Genomic DNA, 18,247 nt, shown 5'->3' with positions numbered 1-18,247 from the left:
TTATGCCATAACCAGTGTTTTAAACCGGTTATGGCAGGTTAAATCTTAGTTATTACCTACAATTGTGATATATCCTTTTCTCACACCAACTCCGGGACCGAAATCAATGATGTAATAATAAGCACCTTCCGGTACTACCGATCCCCTGAAAGTACCACCCCAGCTGTTGTCATAGCCTTTCATTTCGAATACAATTTTTCCTGAACGGTCAAACACTTTAACCGTATTGTTTGGATACATATCGATATTCTCTACTTTCCAGGTATCATTTTTACCATCACCGTTAGGGGTAATTACGTTCATAATATTCAGCACCTGGTAATCGGCCCTTACCTCAAGGGTAAAGGTTTTGGTGCTGCTACGTCCGTACTGGTTAAAACCGGTTACCGTGTAAGTAGTGGTTTGAGATGGCCTAACAGTTAATAAAGCATTGTTTTGTCCGCTAAGGATACCATTTGCATTCGACCACTGATAAGTTAATGCTCCACTTGCTGTAAGTACAGCAACCTCGCCTTTGCTAATGCTATTGCCTTTGTTGCTGGTAATGGTAATTACCGGTGGCGGGTTCTCGATTACTGTGAACGACTGCACCACATTGGTTGCTGCCTGGTAATCGGCATTTCCTGCCTGACTGGCGGTAATGTTAATTACACCTGCTTTCAGGATCTCAACCTGGTTACCATTAATGATCCGTGCTACTGCAGGGTTACTGCTGGTATAAGTTACCGGTAAACCTGAACTTGCGGTTGCCGTTAAGGTAAAGGTTCCATCGGTATCTAATTTATTTGGCAGCGCTGCAAACGTAATGGTTTGTGCTGTCGGATTAATGGTTAGTGTACCCGCAACATAAGTGATGCTGTAATTGGCCGCTGCTGCACCACTGGCTGTAATCGGATAATTACCCGCTGATGATGTTGTAGTAGCGGTTGTAGCTAACACTACCGGACTGGTTAACACCGCGCTGGTTTCGGTACCCACAAAGCCACTGTAACTTGCGGTAAGTGCAGGATTAGCTGCGCCGAAGTTTTTGTTTTTATTGTCGGCTGTAATTACAAGCGCTTTTCTGGTAATTACCAGGTCGGCAGGTGTGTAAGTAATAATGTAGTTTGTTCCGGCTGATATGGTATTCTGTGCAATTGCATAGTTACCAATATTCTCTCCGGCTGCACGGCTCAAGCTACCTGTAATAGCATCGCCTGTGGCCAGGGCACCTGTAGAAAGTGTATAGGTTAATAACGGATCGGTGCTACCATAAACTTTTGTTTTCGCATCGGCAGTAACCGTAATTGGTTTTGCACTGATGTTTGCTGTAGTGGTTGATACACTAGCCAAAGTATAATTGGCAGCTTTAGCTCCCGATAACACCAAACCTGCACCTGTTACCACTTTTGCTGTACCTATGTTTTTATCGGCAAAGGTTGCGGTGCCACCGGTTAAGGTTACATCGGCAACATCAGCAGTTAATACACCGGTTAACGTTCTACCTGTAAGGGCAGCGGTAGTATTACCATCGTAGACTTTGTTGCCGGCAGTAATGCTGCCATTTACAGTTTTCGCAGTAATGGCTGCTGTTGTGGTTGATACACTGGTTAAGCTGTAGTTAGCTGCTTTAGTACCTGTAAGCGCCATGCCTGCTGAAGTTACTGTTTTCGCTGTACCAACATTTGCATCGGCGAAGCTCGCTGTACCACCTGTTAAGTTAACATCAGCAGCATCGGCGGTTAAAACGCCTGTTAAGCTTCTGGTTAATACTGTGGCAGTAGTATTACCATCGTAAACCTTACTGTCAGCAGTAAATGTTCCGGTGATATTTCTTACCCCAATGTTAGCCGTTGTTGTAGCTACACCTGTTAGGTTATAGTTAGCAGATTTTGAACCGGCTAAAACCATTCCTGTTGAAGTTACTGTTTTACCTGTACCAATATTGGCATCTGCAAAACTGGCTGTGCCACCGGTTAAGGTTACATCGGCCACATCGGCTGTAATTACACCAGTTAATGTTCTGGTTAAAATGGTTGCAGTGGTGTTACCATCATAAGCTTTGTTATCGGCCGTAAATGCACCTGCGATATTTTTTGCCGTAATGTTAGCAGTTGCAGTGGCTACACCTGTTAGGTTGTAGTTGGCTGCTTTGGTTCCGGCTAAAGTTAAGCCCGTAGCCGATACCGTTTTAGCTGTACCTACGTTTGCATTGGCAAAACTTGCGGTTCCACCGGTTAAAGTAACATCGGCAACGTCGCCTGCCAATACACCGGTTAAAGTTCTGGTCAGGATATTTGCAGTAGTATTGCCATCGTAAGTTTTGCTATCAGCAGTAAAGTTACCCGCGATATCTTTGGCTGTAATATCGGCTGTTGTGGTAGCAACCGAAGCTAAAGTATAGTTAGCTGCTTTCGCACCCGTTATGGTCATACCTACAGCTGTTACGGTTTTACCTGTACCTTTATTGGCATCGGCAAAGCTTGCAGTACCACCTGTTAAGGTTACATCAGCGGCATCTGCTGCCAGTACCCCGGTTAAAGTTCTGGTTAATACGGTGGCGTTGGTATTACCATCGTATACTTTATTACCAGCTGTAAAGTTACCGGTAATGGTTAAACCAGTAATATTAGCCGTAGTAGTAGCTACCCCTGTTAAATTATAATTGCCTGCTTTTGTACCCGACAAACCCATACCCGTTGCAGTTACAGTTTTACCCGTACCAATGCTGGCAGTGGCAAAACTTGCTGTTCCGCCGGTTAAAGTTACATCGGCTATATCACCTGCAAGTACACCGGTTAAAGTTCTGGTAAGGATATTTGCGGTTGTATTGCCATCGTACACTTTGTTATCGGCGGTAAAATTACCCGCGATATCTTTTTCTGTAATATCGGCAGTGGTAGTACCAACTGATGCTAAAGTATAGTTGACAGCCTTAGCGCCTGTTAGTGTTAAGCCTGTTGCGGTAACCGTTTTACCGGTGCCTTTGTTCGCATCGGCAAAAGTTGCTGTTCCACCGCTTAGAGTTACATCTGCTGCATCGCCCGCTAACACACCTGTTAAGGTCCTGGTTAAGATAGCGGCAATGTTATTGCCATTGTACACTTTATTATCGGATGTAATATTACCTGTAATGGCCAATCCCGTGATGTTAGCAGTAGTAGTCGCCACACCAGTTAGGTTGTAATTACCAGCTCTTGTTCCTGTAATGGCCATACCTGTTGAAGTAACCGTTTTACCTGTGCCTACGCTGGCTGTTGCAAAACTTGCTGTACCTCCTGTTAGGTTAACATCAGCAACATCAACAGCCAATACCCCTGTTAAGGTCCTGGTTAAAATTGCGGCATTGGTGTTACCATCATAAACTTTGCTATCAGCTGTAAAATTACCGCTGATATTTTTAGCAGTAATGTTTGCAGTAGTTGCATTTACAGTAGTGATATTATAGTTGCCTCCTTTAGCTCCCGCCAATACCAAACCTGATGCATTTACAGATTTGCCAGTACCTGCATTTTCGTTATTGAATGTTGCCGTACCGCTGTTAACAGTTACATCTGCTAAGTCGGCAGGCAATACACCTGTTAAGGTTCTGGTTAAAATGGTAGCGGTAGTATTACCATCGTACACTTTACTATCGGCTGTGAAGCTTGCGGTAAGGTCTTTAGCGGTAATATCGGCAGTAGCAGTATTAACCGAGCCTAGAGTATAGTTGGCTGCTTTGGTTCCGCCAAGTGTCATTCCGGTTGCGGTAACGGTTTTAGCTGTTCCTTTATCGGCATCAGCAAATGTTGCTGAACCTCCTGTTAAGGTAACATCTGCTGCATCGGCGGCCAATACACCTGTTAAGGTTCTGGTTAAAATCGTTGCAGTGTTGTTACCATCGTACACTTTATTACCAGCGGTAAAGTTGCCTGTTAAGGCCAATCCGGTAATATTGGCAGAGGCAGTGCCTACACTCGTTAGGTTGTAGTTACCTGCTTTTGTTCCACCTAAGGTCATTCCGGCTGAAGTAACCGTTTTGCCCGTACCTACTGTGGCAGTTGCAAAAGCAGCTGTGCCGCCGGTTAAAGTTACATCGGCAACGTCGCCCGCTAATACACCAGTTAAGCTTCTGGTTAAGATGCCTGCCGTAGTGTTACCATCATAAGCTTTATTAGCTGCAGTAAAGGTTCCGGTGATATCTTTTGCAGTTATATCGGCTGTTGTGGTAGCTATTGAAGTTAAGTTATAGTTACCTGCTTTGGTACCGGTAATTGTAATGCCTGCTGAGGTAACGATTTTCCCGGTAGCTACATTTTCATTGTTGAATGTAGCTGTACCACCTGTGGCTGTTACATCTGCAACATCACCAGCCAGCACACCAACTAAACTTCTGCCAGTAAGTGTTGCGGTAGCATTACCATCGTAACTCTTATTGCCTGCAGTAATGGTTCCGGTAATATCTTTTTTGTTAATACTAGCAGTAGTTGTTGCAACAGACGATAAGGTATAGTTTGCTGCTTTGGTACCACCTAAAGTCATACCTGCGGCAGTAACGGTTTTGCCCGTACCTGCATCGGCTGTGCCGAAAGTAGCTGTACCACCGGTTAGAGTAACATCGGCCGCATCGGCTGGTAATACACCGGTTAAGGTCCTGGTTAATACACTTGCTGTGGTATTGCCATCGTAAGTTTTGTTATCGGCAGTAAATGCACCGGTTAAAGCCAAGCCGGTAATGTTGGCTGTAGTAGTAGCAACGCCTGTTAAGTTGTAGTTTGCTGCTTTGGTTCCGGTTAAGGTTAAACCTGTTGCAATAACGGTTTTACCTGTTGCGGCCAATGCATCAGCAAAGGTTGCTGTTCCACCTGTTAAGGTTACATCTGCTTCATCGCCTGTTACTACGCCAGTTAATGTTCTGGTTAAAATGCTTGCTGTATTGTTACCATCATAAGCTTTGTTGCTGGCGGTAATGCTACCAGTGATATCTTTAGCGGTAATGTTAGCTGTTGTTGTATTTACAGATAATAAAGTATAATTAGCAGCCTTTGTTCCTCCAAGCGTCTACCCGCTGAAGTTACAGTTTTGCTATTGGCTACATTGGCGTTATCGAAAGTTGCAGTACCTCCCGTTAGGGTTACAGTTAATTCGTCGCCTGTTACCACACCAGTGAGTGTTCTGGTTAATATACTTGCTGTATTGTTTCCATTGTAAACCTTATTGTCAGCAGTGAAGTTACCGGTAAGGTCTTTTGCATTTACAGTTAAAGTTTGAGTTACATCTGTTGCGGCATTAAATCCGGTACTTGCAGCTTGTTTTGCAGTAATTACTGCCGTTCCTGCTGCTACAATATGAATTTTACCAGCTACAATTGTAGCTACGGCCGGATTACCGCTGGTGTAAGTGATGGTATTAATTCCTGAAGTTGCACTGCTTGCTCCCGGATCAAAATCGGCAGTACCATAAGTAGTTGAAGCAGTACCTGCAAATGTGATCGTTTGATTTGCATTTGGCCTGTTAACCGTTACGGTATATGTTTTTGTTGTAGTTCCGTTTTGTGCAGTAACTTTAATATCAAAAGTATTGTTACCAAAGTTTAAAGCTAAGTCTGCTGTTTCTACACCGCTGGTTAAGGCTACATAGCCTGCTCCGTTTGCATTGATTTGCAATGTTGATCCAGCTGCAAGTGCAGTAGCAGTTAATTTTACAGTATTAGTTGCAGTTAAAACGCTTGCAGTATAAGTGGTAGTTCCTGCTGCAAATACTGGTGTTAGTCCGGCAGTGGTACTTAATGCAGATAAATCGGCGTTTGCATAATACGGATCGTAGAAACCAAAATCTACGTCAGTTCTGTTTTGCCCTGAAGCAAGTGCGAAAGTTGCACCAACAGTTCCTGTTCCATCAAGATCATAAGTGCTGGTATAACGAGCAGGATAACCTGTTACCACTACTGTATAAGCACTCGAAGGATTTAAGTTACTGAATGTATAATTGCCTGATGCGTTTGTTGTGGTTGTTAAGTTTACCGCATTAGCAAAGATGTCTGTTCCGGTTAAGGTAACGGTTGCACCGTTTACCCCTGGCTCACCTCCATCCTGTACACCATTTTGGTTATAATCCAACCATACAAAATTACCAACTGATGCAGCTACCTGTTTGTTTACCGTAAGTGTATAAGTTTTGGTAACGGTAGTTTCTTCGGCAGTAACCCTAACATTAATTGAATTTGCACCATCAGCTAACGTATAAGCTGTTGAAGCTGCACCATTGGTTAGTGAGGTGTAAATTCCTGCTCCCACACTCGATTCTAATGTTGCATGACTTTCAGCCCTTGTTGCTGTAACCGTAGCTATTGTGGCGGTATAAGGCACGTTAATACTGTAACTTGTAGTACCGGCGGCAAAGACTGGTGTATATGTTCCGGCACTGGTTGTTAATGAAGCTAAATCGGCATTTCTTGATTTTGCTCCCGAAACAGTTACCGGACTTGTTGCATCAGCAATAACTACTGCCGCTGCAGCACCCGCGTTCCAATCTTCGGCTGCTGCCAGATTGTAAACGGTTGCATCGGCTGCAGTCAGGCCGTCTTTATTCATTAATAAAGCTAAAGCCGACTTATCTGTTGCACTAACGGTAATACTGAATGAAGTGCCGTTGGTAAGCTCTGCATTAGGCGAATCGGTTAAGGTATATGTTGTTGCCCCCTGACCTCTGAAAGTTAGCTTATTGGCTACAACATCATTTGTGGCTCCGTTTAGTTTTAAAAAGCCAGTTCCTGTTACAGCTAATACACCTGTAGTGGCATCGTAAGTTGCTGAAGTAATAACCGGTACGGCTACACTACTTGCAGTAACCCCATTTCCGGTTAAATCGGCTACAACAACAGCTGCATCTGCACCGGCTGCCCAGTCTTCTGCTGCTACCAGATTGTAGGTTGTTCCACCAGTTGATGATGTACCATCTTTATTTACAACCAGATTAAGTGCTGCTTTATCATCGGCGCTTAAAGTTAATGTAAACGTTGTTGCCGAAGTAATATCTACATCAGCAGTGTTGGTTAAGGTATAAGTACTACCCCCTTCGGCAGTAATACCTATTTTATTAGCTGTAATATCGTTTGCCGATCCTGATAGTAATAAGAAGTTGGTTCCGGTTACTACCAAAGCACCTGTTGAAGCATTGTAAGTTGCGCTGGTAATAGCTGGAACAGCTACATTTGAAACTGTTATACCATTTCCGGTTAAATCTGCAACAACAACGGCTGCATCTGCTCCGGCAGCCCAATCTTCGGCTCCTGCCAGATTATAAGTTGTACCACCTGTTGAAGAGGTACCGTTTTTATTGGCAATAAGATTAACCCCTGTTCTATCTCCTGCACTCAAAGTTAAACTAAATGCTGTTGTTGAAGTTATTTCTACATTAGAGGTAGTGGTTAAGGTGTAAGTTGCACCACCATCGCCTGTAAGTGTAAATTTATTGGCTACAATATCATTAAGTGCACCTGCTTTTGCTAAAAAGCCTGTACCCGTTACGGCAAGTACGCCGGTAGTGGCATTATAGGATGCTGATGTAAGGGTTGGTACAGCAACATTGCTGGCTGTAATTCCATTTCCGGTTAAATCTGCAACAACAACGGCTGCATCTGCTCCGGCTGCCCAATCTTCGGCAGCGGCCAAATTGTAAGTTGTACCACCTGTTGATGAGGTACCATTTTTGTTAATAAGTGGGTTCACTATTCCCTGATCAGTAAGGCTCAAGGCTAAAGTAAATGATGTTGACGAGCTAATCTCTGGATTAGGCGTATCGGTTAACGTGAAAGTAATTCCTCCCTCACCCGTTATTGCAAATTTGTTGGCCAAAATATCATTTGCTGCTCCTGTTTTAGCTAAAAAGCCTGATCCGGTAACGGTCAATAAGCCTGTAGCGGCATCGTAAGCTGCAGAAGTAATTACAGGAACAGCTACATTACTTACAGTAATTCCATTACCTGTTAAATCGGCCACCACAACTGCGGCATCTGCCCCGGCTGCCCAATCTTCGGTTGCAGCAAGGTTGTAAGTAGTTCCACTGGTTGAAGCAGTTCCGTTTTTATTAACGATCTGATTAATGCCAAGCTGATCTGCGGCACTTAATGTTAGGGTAAATGCTGTTGCAGAAGTGATTTCTACATTACTGGTATTGGTTAAGGTATAAGTAGCACCTCCCTCACCTGTTAAGGTAAATTTGTTGGCAACAATATCGTTTGTAGTTCCTGATAATGGTAAGAAATTGGTTCCGGTTACTACCAAAGCTCGGGTCGAAGCATTATAAGTAGCACTGGTAATAGTAGGAATTGCCACATTCGAAACAATAATCCCGTTTCCTGTTAAATCTGCAACTACAACTGCTGCATCAGCACCGGCTGCCCAATCTTCGGCTCCTGCCAGATTATAAGTTGTACCATCTGTTGAAGATATACCGTTTTTATTGGCAATAAGATTAACTCCTGTTCTATCTGCCGCACTCAAAGTTAAACTAAATGTTGTCGCCGAAGTGATTTCTACATTAGAGGTAGTGGTTAAGGTGTAAGTTGTACCACCATCACCTGTCAGGGTAAATTTATTGGCTACAATATCGTTGGTTGCGCCGTTTAACTTTAAAAATCCTGTTCCGGTTACGGCAAGAACGCCTGTAGTAGCATTATAAGTTGCCGAGGCAAGGGTTGGTGCCGCAACATTACTTGCGGTAATTCCGTTACCCGTTAAATCTGCAACTACAACGGCTGCATCTGTTCCGGCTGCCCAATCTTCGGCGGCAGCCAAATTATAGGTGGTTCCGCTGGTTGAAGTGGTTCCGTTTTTATTTATGATCTGGTTAACCCCTGCCTGATCTGTAGCATTTAACGTTAGCGTAAATGCTGTTGAAGAAGTAATTTCTACATTAGGCGTAGTTGTTAAAGTATAGATAGCACCGCCCTCACCAACTAAAGTAAATTTATTGGCGACAATATCGTTTGTTGCGCCCGATAAAGAGCTGAAATTTGTTCCTGTTACCACTAAAGCCCCGGTCGATGCATTGTAAGTAGCACTGGTGATTGCAGGAATAGCCACATTAGAAACGGTAATACCATTTCCGGTTAAATCTGCTACCACAACGGCTGCATCTGCTCCAGCTGCCCAATCTTCGGCTGCTGCCAAATTATAAGTTGTTCCACTTGTTGATGAGGTACCGTTTTTATTGGCAATAAGATTAACTCCTGCCTGATCGGCTGCACTTAACGTTAGCGTAAATGCTGTTCCTGACGTGATTTCTACATTACCCGTGTTGGTTAAGGTATAGATAGTACCTCCTTCACCTGTTAGGGTAAATTTGTTAGCTACAATATCGTTGGTAGCTCCTGATAACGAAAGAAAACCGGTTCCGGTTACCGCTAAAGCTCCGGTTGAAGCATTATAAGTAGCACTTGTAATAGCAGGCGCTGCTACATTGGATACTGTAATTGGATTGGTTGCATCTACAATAACTGATGCAGGATTTTCTCCCGCAGCCCAATCTTCGGCCGCTGCCAGGTTATAGGTACTTCCACTGGTAGAAGAGGTTCCGTTTTTATTCAACATCACGCCAACAGCATTCTTATCTGTAGCATTTAGCGTTATGGTAAAAGCTGTTGATGATGTGATTTCTACATTAGCTGAGGTAAGGTTATAGGTTGTGCCCCCTTCTCCGGTTAACGTAAATTTATTGGTTACTATATCGTTGGTAGCACCAGCCAAAGCAGGAAAAGCCGATCCGGTAACCACCAAAGCACCTGTTGAAGCATTGTAAGTAGCCGATGTAATAGTTGGTGGTGTAGGTGTAGCGGTTACATCAGCTGTTTTAGCACTTTCGTTAAAATAATTATCTTCTGCAGAAATGCGGTAGTAATACTGCGTGCCGTTAACAAGACCTGTATGTGTATAGGTTGTGGTTCCTACCGGCACACCAGCAATGAAAGTGGTTGGTGCTGGTGTAGTGCCACCATAAATTTTATAACCTAATAAATCGACATCCGCATTTGCATTCCAGGTTAGTGTATTTTGCGAACTTCCTGCGCTTGCAGCAAGTCCGGTCGGTACTGTTGGTAAGATAACATCAGTTGGGGCTATTTTAATTAACTCCCCTCCTAATGTTCCATCGTCGCCATCAGCTATGTATCCGGTAGTGCCAATAAAAGCCACTCCATAAGGCAGAAATGTACCTATTCCATGCAAACCCGAATAAAAAGCAGTAGGCGTACCCGTAGCACCAGTATATTTATTTAGCGAATAAATATTTGTTCCACTGCTTTCTGTTGAATAAAGGTTGCCGAAATCATCTAATCCTAGTGTTGTTGCATAGGTACCTGTAGCAATACTTGTAGTTGTAGCATATGTAGGTGCATTTAATTTCAAAATCCCTCCAGTGTATGTTGGTACACCAACTACAGCAGAAACGGTGTATGGTTTGGTTACATATATGTCACCGCTTGGAGAGATAGTGATACCTGTTGGATAACCAACCCCCTGATCGTTAGGCAAACCATGGTATAACATTACTTTTGCTGAGCTTGCTACCGATGGATTGGTGTATTTACACACTGCATAATCCGAATTGGTTGCGTTATATTCCAGCGCATATAAATTGCCTGTGGCATCAAATGTTAAACCGGTAAAATAACTACCGGTTTGCACGGTGGTAGGTGCATAGCTTGCCGAAGCATTTAACCTGATAATCGCGCCATTATTTGATGTAAAATCGGTACTGATGTAAACATCACCGTTTGGTGCAACAGCTAAACCCCAAGGCAGCTCTGCTACATTTGAGGTTAATCCGCTGTAAATCTGGGTTGGGCTGCCGGTGCCATTTGTGTACTTAACTACATGATAAGACCCGGCACTGACTGCCTTAGTTACATAAATGTTTCCATTGGCATCTTTAGCCAAAGCAGAATACAACCCTCCAGCATGTAACTGGGTTTTAGTATACTGTGCCATTGCGGGCATGAGCGCCAGAAAGAGCACAATAGTAGAAACCGTACCGAGTACTTTTGTAATAAATTTCTTCATAGTGAGGTTAATTTAAACTGATAAATATGGATTTTGCCAACCGCTCTCTGTTTCATCAAAAACGGTCGATATATCATAACCCAGAGCTGTATCCTGAGCAATGATGGTATGGTTATGGGCATTTTGGCCCGTATTTATTTTACAAATATCTATGATTGGAAAAGGTCCAGAAATAGGCTTTTGAAGCACGATATGGCCTCTTGGTCCTGCAACTCCTCTTGATTCTAGATGATTAGCCGCTTCTACTAACTGTCGTTTTTTTAACAAAGGAAGCATGGTAGAGATGGCTATGCCGCTCTCGTAGCCCATCATGGCGAAAATGTTCGCATCCTGTTTCGAAAAGTCTTCAAATTTGGTAACAAAGCTCTTGTTTTTCTTTTCTTCGGATCTTCTGGTCCACGAAAATGCGCTATAGAATTTAATACCAAGGTGATTAACTTCTTCCAGCTTGTCCGGATAAGCCATATTTTCAACAGTTATCAATGGTATAGTATCGTAAAATTTACTGTTTTTCCATTGTGTTAAAAACCGGTTCCCCAAATCTCCCGTAAAAATAGCATGAACAAAATCAGGCATATCTTTATCTATTGTTTCGAAAAAAGGCTCGAGGTTTAACGTTTCTGAATTAGCATAGGCCTCCGGAAGTACAAAACTACCTAGTTTGGCGCTTCCGGCAGCTATGGCACCGTTAAAAAATGATGTACCTAAATTGAAACCAGATTCGTAAATAGGCATTAGCATTTGACCCGATGGGCCAAAATTATTTACTGCCCATTTTCCCAATACGTACTCGGTTTGCCATATGGCCAGTGAAATGGTGTTGATAAAAGGACCAAAGCCATTAGGGGGCGGAACCAATTCTCCCATATCGAAGAAAAGTCCGAATTTATGATGATTTTCTAGCATTGGCCTGATGTCTTCAATTGATTTGAGGCTCAACATGCCCATTATCACATCTACCCCATCGAAAAACACCAGTTTTTGTACAGCTTCTACAACTGCTTTCCTACCTCCCTGACCAACATAAGCTGGCACAAAGGCAAATTCTGCAGCACGAATGCCCAATTCTGATGCCGCACACGAAAATCCAGTCATAAAATGCTGTGCATAATATGGATAGATCCCCGAGTAGGGCATCAGAAAACCAATTTTGGAGGGACTATTCATTTTTAGTTTCTTGAAGGGAAAATACCTTCCAGGCAGATTTCAAAACTAACTGCCAGGTAAGGCTGCAAAATCGATACAGGTATATTACTTCCTGTAGCACCAACAGAAAGTAGCCCCAGATTGGTATTTGGAGCTGTTGTGGTGTACGTGTTCAATGATACAGCACTTGGACCAGAGCCATTTTTTGGACTGGCAGATAAATAATTGTTTGTTGGAACACCTGTAGTTCCGGCCGCTGTATTGGCCGTTAATGTGTGGGTATGTGCAGGTAAATTACTGGTTAAGATACTTACCGACTCCGTTCCGGCCGCCTGCCCTAGAACATAAGGTGAAAGCCCTGGGCCAGAGCCCCAATGAATCGGTGTTCTACCCTGAAAATTAGGTAAAGCAAAGGTAGTTTGCCCGTTACCGCCATAAGTGGTTCCAAGTAAAGAAAATAACGCGGTATTTTGCGCTATTGACATAATTTGGCCATTGCACATCGCCCAACCTCTTACCGGAAAATTGAGGCCGAACATTTTAATGACTGAAATGTATTCTTCCATGATTAATGTTTTAAAAGTGAGATTTTGATTAATTTATTTGATTAAGTGTTGTATTTACTATGTTTTGGTTTGATCAGGCTTAAGCTTTCAGATACATGCAAAGATTGGTCTGCCCCCGGAACACGTTGTTTCAGATCGAGCAAAGTCTTCTTTTTTAGCACATTGAATTCTAGGGTTACCTGCGATACAGATTGTGCAGCATTATAATTCTGACCCAATAAAACTTCTTCCTTTTCAGTGTTCCTGATTATTCTGAGCAAGCTTCGCCCCGTTTTGGTATTGCCTCCAATAACCAAATCTACCTTAGCGCTCGATGCAGCCAGATTATGATTATTTTCTTCAGCATCTAAAGAAAATCCTAAATGAGATAAACAAACCACCAAATCACATGCTTCAACTTCTTTTAAATATTTAGCGATATTGTTTAAAGCCACAACTGGATCAGACACCTTTAACCCTGTTATTTGAGTTGTTTCTCCAACTCCCGTAACCCCTACCCTATATTTACCATAAGTAATTACTTGGTAACTTTTTACAGCCTTTTGTACCTTGTGGTCTTCAAAATGGTAGTTGCAGCTTAACAGATCGAAAGCCATTTGTGGAAGTAAATTGGCAAAAGCATCAATCCCTTGTTTTAAGTCGGCGGCACTAAGATTAACCGCATGGTAACCTACCTTATTCATCCATTGGATAGTTTCGGTATGGTTATTTCGGTTAAAATTTAAAAATCCACCTGCATCTAATAATAAAGTAGAAACAAGTTCGTTATTGATGGTAGTTTGTAAAGACTTTAGTCCACCAAATCCTTGAGCGGTTGAATTAACAGCCCCACAAATATCATTGCTATACATGATATTAACCTGTTTTTGGTTTACAGATTTGGTATAGATAGTACGGCTTGCTTTAGCAAGTGAATCAATTGGACCAGCCAATAAGAGACTACTGCTCAACAAGACGTTCCTCTTTAGAAAAGAGCGTCTATTGGTATTCATAAAAAGTTTAATAAGGGATGTTTGTTGCTGTAAAGATGGGACAATTTTACTTATAGTACAAATACTACAAGGTTACATTTATATACCCCCCCCACTTTCAGTAGACAAAAGACTCAAAATAGTATATAAAAGCAGTGTTTTAGTAGGCAAGAGAGAATATTATTTATTTATTGATATATGTCAATATTTATGAAAATTAAAAAAATAAGTCATTTCACTCCATATAAACCAACACAAATGAGTACACGTAATACTACAAAAAATTCATTTTTGTCGCTTAATAAATAAAGTGTGTAATTGATTTACACTTTTTATTGAAATTGATTGAATAGTATTTAAAACTAAGGACTGGTTTTATTGTTTTTAGAAAGCATTACCAGGATCAATTAAATTATAAGTACTCCAACATATTTTTTAGTACCCTTTTTTAATTTGGCCTTGATAACTGTTTTGAAAAACTCTCGTAAGCACTAGCAACGCCAGGGTAACTTAAGAGCCTTAGTTTATTATCTCCACTAAACTTTTCGCCCGGGTTTTTACTGTGGTACTTTAACCGCTCAGCCTTTTTTTCGTGTGTCGTTTTGTCAATTTTTACCATTTTAAAAAAATGTGACAACAACAAATCTCTCCCCCAGTTATAATCAAAAAAGGTATTTTTGGGGTGATTAACCGCCGTAATATCTGCTAAGTTTTCATAGTAGTTTGTAAGCACTTCTGCGGTAAACAAATTAAAATCCTGATAATGTTTTTCTTGTATCTCGACCTTTAAAATACCTGAATTAACCATACCTGGAACAGCATGAACTCCCCTTCGTTGGTGATGCGATGCAATAACAGCATTAGGTTCTCTTGAAAGGAAAAAGAAGGGGGTGCTTGGATACCATTTCCTTAACAAGGAATAAAAATGAATATGCCAGCTGTCTAGTTTCACGAAGAGTTGTTTATATGCTGGTTTTCTTTTTTGCCCCATTATGGCAATAGCCGATTTAAACCAAATTTCCTGCTGTTCTTCTGTTACAGTAGGATCCTGCTCTTTCATTCGCAAAATTTCATCGATTAACCGAGCCTCAGGAAAAACGATGTTTGTTTCGGCCGTGGCCAAAGCTTGCGATAATAAAGTTGACCCGCACCTCGATACATGAAAGATGAAGGCATTTGGTGATATCGAGTCGATCTGTTTTGCCGATTCAACTAAAAAATCTAAACTACTAGTTGGCAAATACCCTGATCTTTCTTTCATGCGTATCCGGCAAAGCTGAATGGTTTCATCAAAAAAGGGTTCTTCGATATGCTTATCCTGTAAATCCATCCACAAAAGCTGCCAACCATTTTCTTTGTAAATCAATTGGTAGGGAATCCAGTTTATTAAGGTGCTCATTACAGATTTTTTTTCAATTGTGCTACCAGCTCTTTTGCCGTCGAAGTATCCATTCGTTCCAGTTCTTCAATCATTTTTAAGGTTGTATCCCGATCTAAAGCCTGAGCTTGATTTTCTTCTTCGAATTTATAGCCATAGCTTTCGAATAAACGATCTGTCCATTCATTTCTTAAGGCATCAATAACCAAATGCACCCGAACATTTTCGCCTGCATTAACAATGCTGTGTGTTTGGTCGAAATCGATGTACCAACAGGAGCCTTCCGCGAGCTTTAGCTGCTCACCACCTACTGTGAATTTTAGCTGATCGTTGGTTTGAATAGGAATGTGTATCCTCAATGCTCCCCCTTCGTAATTACAACCACGATCCCTATGCGGTTTAATTTCTGCCCCAGGGTGTAAAGCGAGCAATCGAACGGCTTCTTTAGGGCATTGCCAGGTTTCGATGATCGATTTCAGGTAAGGCAATCGATTTAACAAGGGCGTATCCTGATATTCATCTACTCCATAGTGAGCTAAAATATCGTTTTCTCTTCCACTGGCCGAGCGCAGTGCAATACTTTGCCAATTCCCCGCATAATCTTCTTTATTGAAATGATCTACCCAATTCTGCTCTAAAGCGAGGGCGAGTTCTGCTTTAAGGAGCTGAACGTTATAGTTTTGATTAAACTGAATATGTTTTAACAAGGCCGGGATGTTTTCTGTAATATTAGTTAAGTGTTTTTTATTGCGCAAATATTTAATTTGCTTTTTATCGGTTATACCTGTTTTAGATTCAATTAAATATTTCAGAAATTGCAATTTTAATCTTAGTATTGGGTGAATGAATTTGCTTCGATCTTTATGCACTACTCTTCCAGCACTATTACTGCTTTCCTTGAAATTTACCGTTTACACCATCATCCCAGAGATCCGCAGAAACAAACAGGCGAAGCTTTTATTCAAAAAGAACAGCATTTTCTAAACATCTTTCAACTGGGTTTATTCGAAATTTATGATTTCTTATATAGCAAATGTACAGATACAGCAAATTTCAGGCAGTGGATTATTGACCTTAAAGGACAAGATTTTTTTAATGCAGCGGCGCTTCAATTCCATGAGCTGCAAAGCGGCAAAAACAACAGGCAAAAAGCTGACTTTGTGGATGCACTCACTACCGAACAACATGCTTTCTGGAATACCAACGGCTACCTCAAAATAGAACAAATTATTAAGAGACAAGACTGCGATGCGGTATCGGATCTAATTTGTCAAACCCTGAATATTGATTTAACTGATCCTCAAACCTGGTATCCTCAGCATGAGCTGTTACAGGGTTTAATGTTGCAAAAATACCAGGACGAATCGATTGCCAAAATCCGCAATAATGTACAGCTTAGATCGGTTTTCAGCAGTTTATATAAGCACAATAACCTCTTGGCTAATTCGGAAAAAGTGAGTTACAATCCTCCGGTGAATCACCATTTTTATTTTAAGGGAAGTCCGTTGCATTGGGATATCGATTTCCAGAAAGGGCCGAGATACTATATCCAGGGCTTGGTGTATTTAAACGATGTTCCTGCTAACAGAGGTGCTTTTACTTTAATCCCGGGTTTTCATCAACAGATGGAGGAATACCTAAGCCGTTTCGATGATCCTGAAAGCGCTATGACTGCTTTACGAAATAAAGGTTTGCAAATTCCGATTGAAGGTAAAAAAGGCGATTTAATTGTTTGGTTAGAATCGCTTCCTCATGCTGCCAGTCCGAACCATTCTGATTCACCCAGGTTTGTGCAATATGTGAGTTTTAATGAAGTGGATTTTTAACGGTAAAAAAACCAAGATTTTAACCGCGAAGGCATCAGTAAACAATCCATGTATTCCTAAAATCCGTGGCTATTTTACCACAGAGGCCACAAAGTGTTTAGTTAATCACTAAATGTAGACTGAATATGCTACACCCACCCCCTTAATGATCTTAATTACTTGATGATAAAAACAATTGGTTAGCAAGCAAATGTCCGTAGAGAAACCTGATGCAAGCCACGCTTTCCATTATTTTTATTAATTTTAAAAGTCTGTCATTACCAAATATAAAACAACTACACAATGAAAACTACCGATCAGAAAGACGAACCTCAGTCACCTATCCCACAAGCTTTTGCCCAAACTTTTTTTCATGGCACCAAAGCCGATTTGAAACCCGGAGATTTGATCTCCACCGGATATCAGTCAAATTTTATCGACAAAAAACTGAAACACATTTACCTCTCAGCTACCTTAAATGCAGCAATATGGGGCGCAGAACTGGCTTCGGGCGATGGTCCTGAGCGCATTTATCTGGTAGAAGCCACAGGTCCGCTTGAAGATGATCCTAATGTAACCGACAAGAAATTTGCGGGCAACCCTACTATGTCTTACCGGTCGGTACATCCGTTTAAAGTTATTGGCGAGGTTACGGTATGGCAAAGTCATTCGGCAGAACAGGTTAATGCAATGAAAGAAGGTATTGAAAAGCTTAAACAGCAAGGCATTATGACGATAGAGGAATAAGTATTATTTTATTCTTTTTACCATATAAGGCATTTTAGTACATCTGTTTTTTGTACTTTTTATATGCTCCTAAATGCCTAAGTTGGCAGATTACATGTATTTTTTCGCCGCCTAAGACACCTTAGCGCACCTGAGTCTTTGCGCTTCTTACATGCACTTACATGTCTAAGGTGGTAAGTTATAGGTATTTTTCACCACCTAAGACACCTTAGCACACCTGAGTTTTGTGCTTCTTACATGCACTTACATGTCTAAGGTGGTAAGTTATATGTATTTTTCACCGTTTATACGACATTGAGGCTCTCTGTGTATTCCGAGTATCCGTGGCTATTTAAACTTTAATCATCCCCTGCCCCCCCTTCAACAAGGGGGACTAAATCATCTTTGAATAAATACTGAATTTAGTTAACCACAACGATTCAATAGCGCTGAGGCTCTCCGTGTATTCCGTGCATCCGGGGCTGTTTAAACTTTAATCATCCCTCTCTGATCGAGTAAGAAGCAGGGGATTAGTTTCCCTGCTGTCTCCTCACACCACCGTACGTACCGTTCGGTATACGGCGGTTTGTCAGAATAACTTCGTTTGGTGTGTCGTTTTCCAATAGTAATAATTACC

General features: G+C 41.6%; 9 protein-coding genes. 2 read left to right on the top strand and 7 right to left on the bottom strand.

From position 1 onward, the window contains the following. Positions 1–45 precede the first annotated feature (45 nt). From HWV58_RS24310 to HWV58_RS18485, 7 genes are all read right to left on the bottom strand, one after another. On the bottom strand, positions 46–4,929 hold the full coding sequence (locus HWV58_RS24310; protein WP_262890334.1) for a YDG domain-containing protein: 4,884 nt from the start codon (positions 4,927–4,929) through the stop codon (positions 46–48). Between the two features lie 44 nt (positions 4,930–4,973). Beyond that, entirely contained in the window at positions 4,974–11,018 is a 6,045-nt protein-coding gene (locus tag HWV58_RS18510; RefSeq protein WP_175635511.1) for a cadherin-like beta sandwich domain-containing protein, read from the bottom strand. A 12-nt stretch (positions 11,019–11,030) separates the two neighbouring features. Further along, a complete protein-coding gene (locus tag HWV58_RS18505; RefSeq protein WP_175635510.1) occupies positions 11,031–12,185 on the bottom strand; it encodes an ABC transporter substrate-binding protein in 1,155 nt (384 codons plus the stop codon). A gap of 2 nt (positions 12,186–12,187) precedes the next feature. Then, positions 12,188–12,730, bottom strand: coding sequence for a phage tail protein (locus tag HWV58_RS18500; RefSeq protein WP_175635509.1), 543 nt, complete (start codon positions 12,728–12,730; stop codon positions 12,188–12,190). Between the two features lie 41 nt (positions 12,731–12,771). Beyond that, positions 12,772–13,722: a bifunctional UDP-sugar hydrolase/5'-nucleotidase gene (locus tag HWV58_RS18495; protein ID WP_175635508.1), complete on the bottom strand. Its 951-nt coding sequence runs from the start codon at positions 13,720–13,722 to the stop codon at positions 12,772–12,774. Positions 13,723–14,149: 427 nt separating this feature from the next. Next, a complete protein-coding gene (locus tag HWV58_RS18490) occupies positions 14,150–14,962 on the bottom strand; it encodes a hypothetical protein (protein WP_175635507.1) in 813 nt (270 codons plus the stop codon). A gap of 137 nt (positions 14,963–15,099) precedes the next feature. Beyond that, the gene (locus tag HWV58_RS18485) at positions 15,100–15,900 is read right to left on the bottom strand and encodes an aspartyl/asparaginyl beta-hydroxylase domain-containing protein (protein WP_217707025.1); all 801 of its coding nucleotides are present in this window, start codon (positions 15,898–15,900) and stop codon (positions 15,100–15,102) included. Positions 15,901–15,942: 42 nt separating this feature from the next. Between HWV58_RS18485 and HWV58_RS18480 the strand changes: the two genes are divergently transcribed. Both HWV58_RS18480 and arr read left to right on the top strand, forming a co-directional pair. Continuing rightward, complete coding sequence (locus HWV58_RS18480; RefSeq protein ID WP_175635506.1) at positions 15,943–16,905, top strand: phytanoyl-CoA dioxygenase family protein; 963 nt, start codon at positions 15,943–15,945, stop codon at positions 16,903–16,905. A 282-nt stretch (positions 16,906–17,187) separates the two neighbouring features. After that, positions 17,188–17,631, top strand: a complete 444-nt coding sequence (gene arr, locus HWV58_RS18475; RefSeq protein ID WP_175635505.1) for an NAD(+)--rifampin ADP-ribosyltransferase — start codon at positions 17,188–17,190, stop codon at positions 17,629–17,631. Positions 17,632–18,247 lie beyond the last annotated feature (616 nt).

This window comes from Pedobacter ghigonis (assembly GCF_903166585.1).
Lineage (GTDB): Bacteria > Bacteroidota > Bacteroidia > Sphingobacteriales > Sphingobacteriaceae > Pedobacter > Pedobacter ghigonis.
The sequence above is the reverse complement of the archived record's forward strand: the minus strand, read 5'-3'. Positions and strand labels throughout refer to the sequence as shown.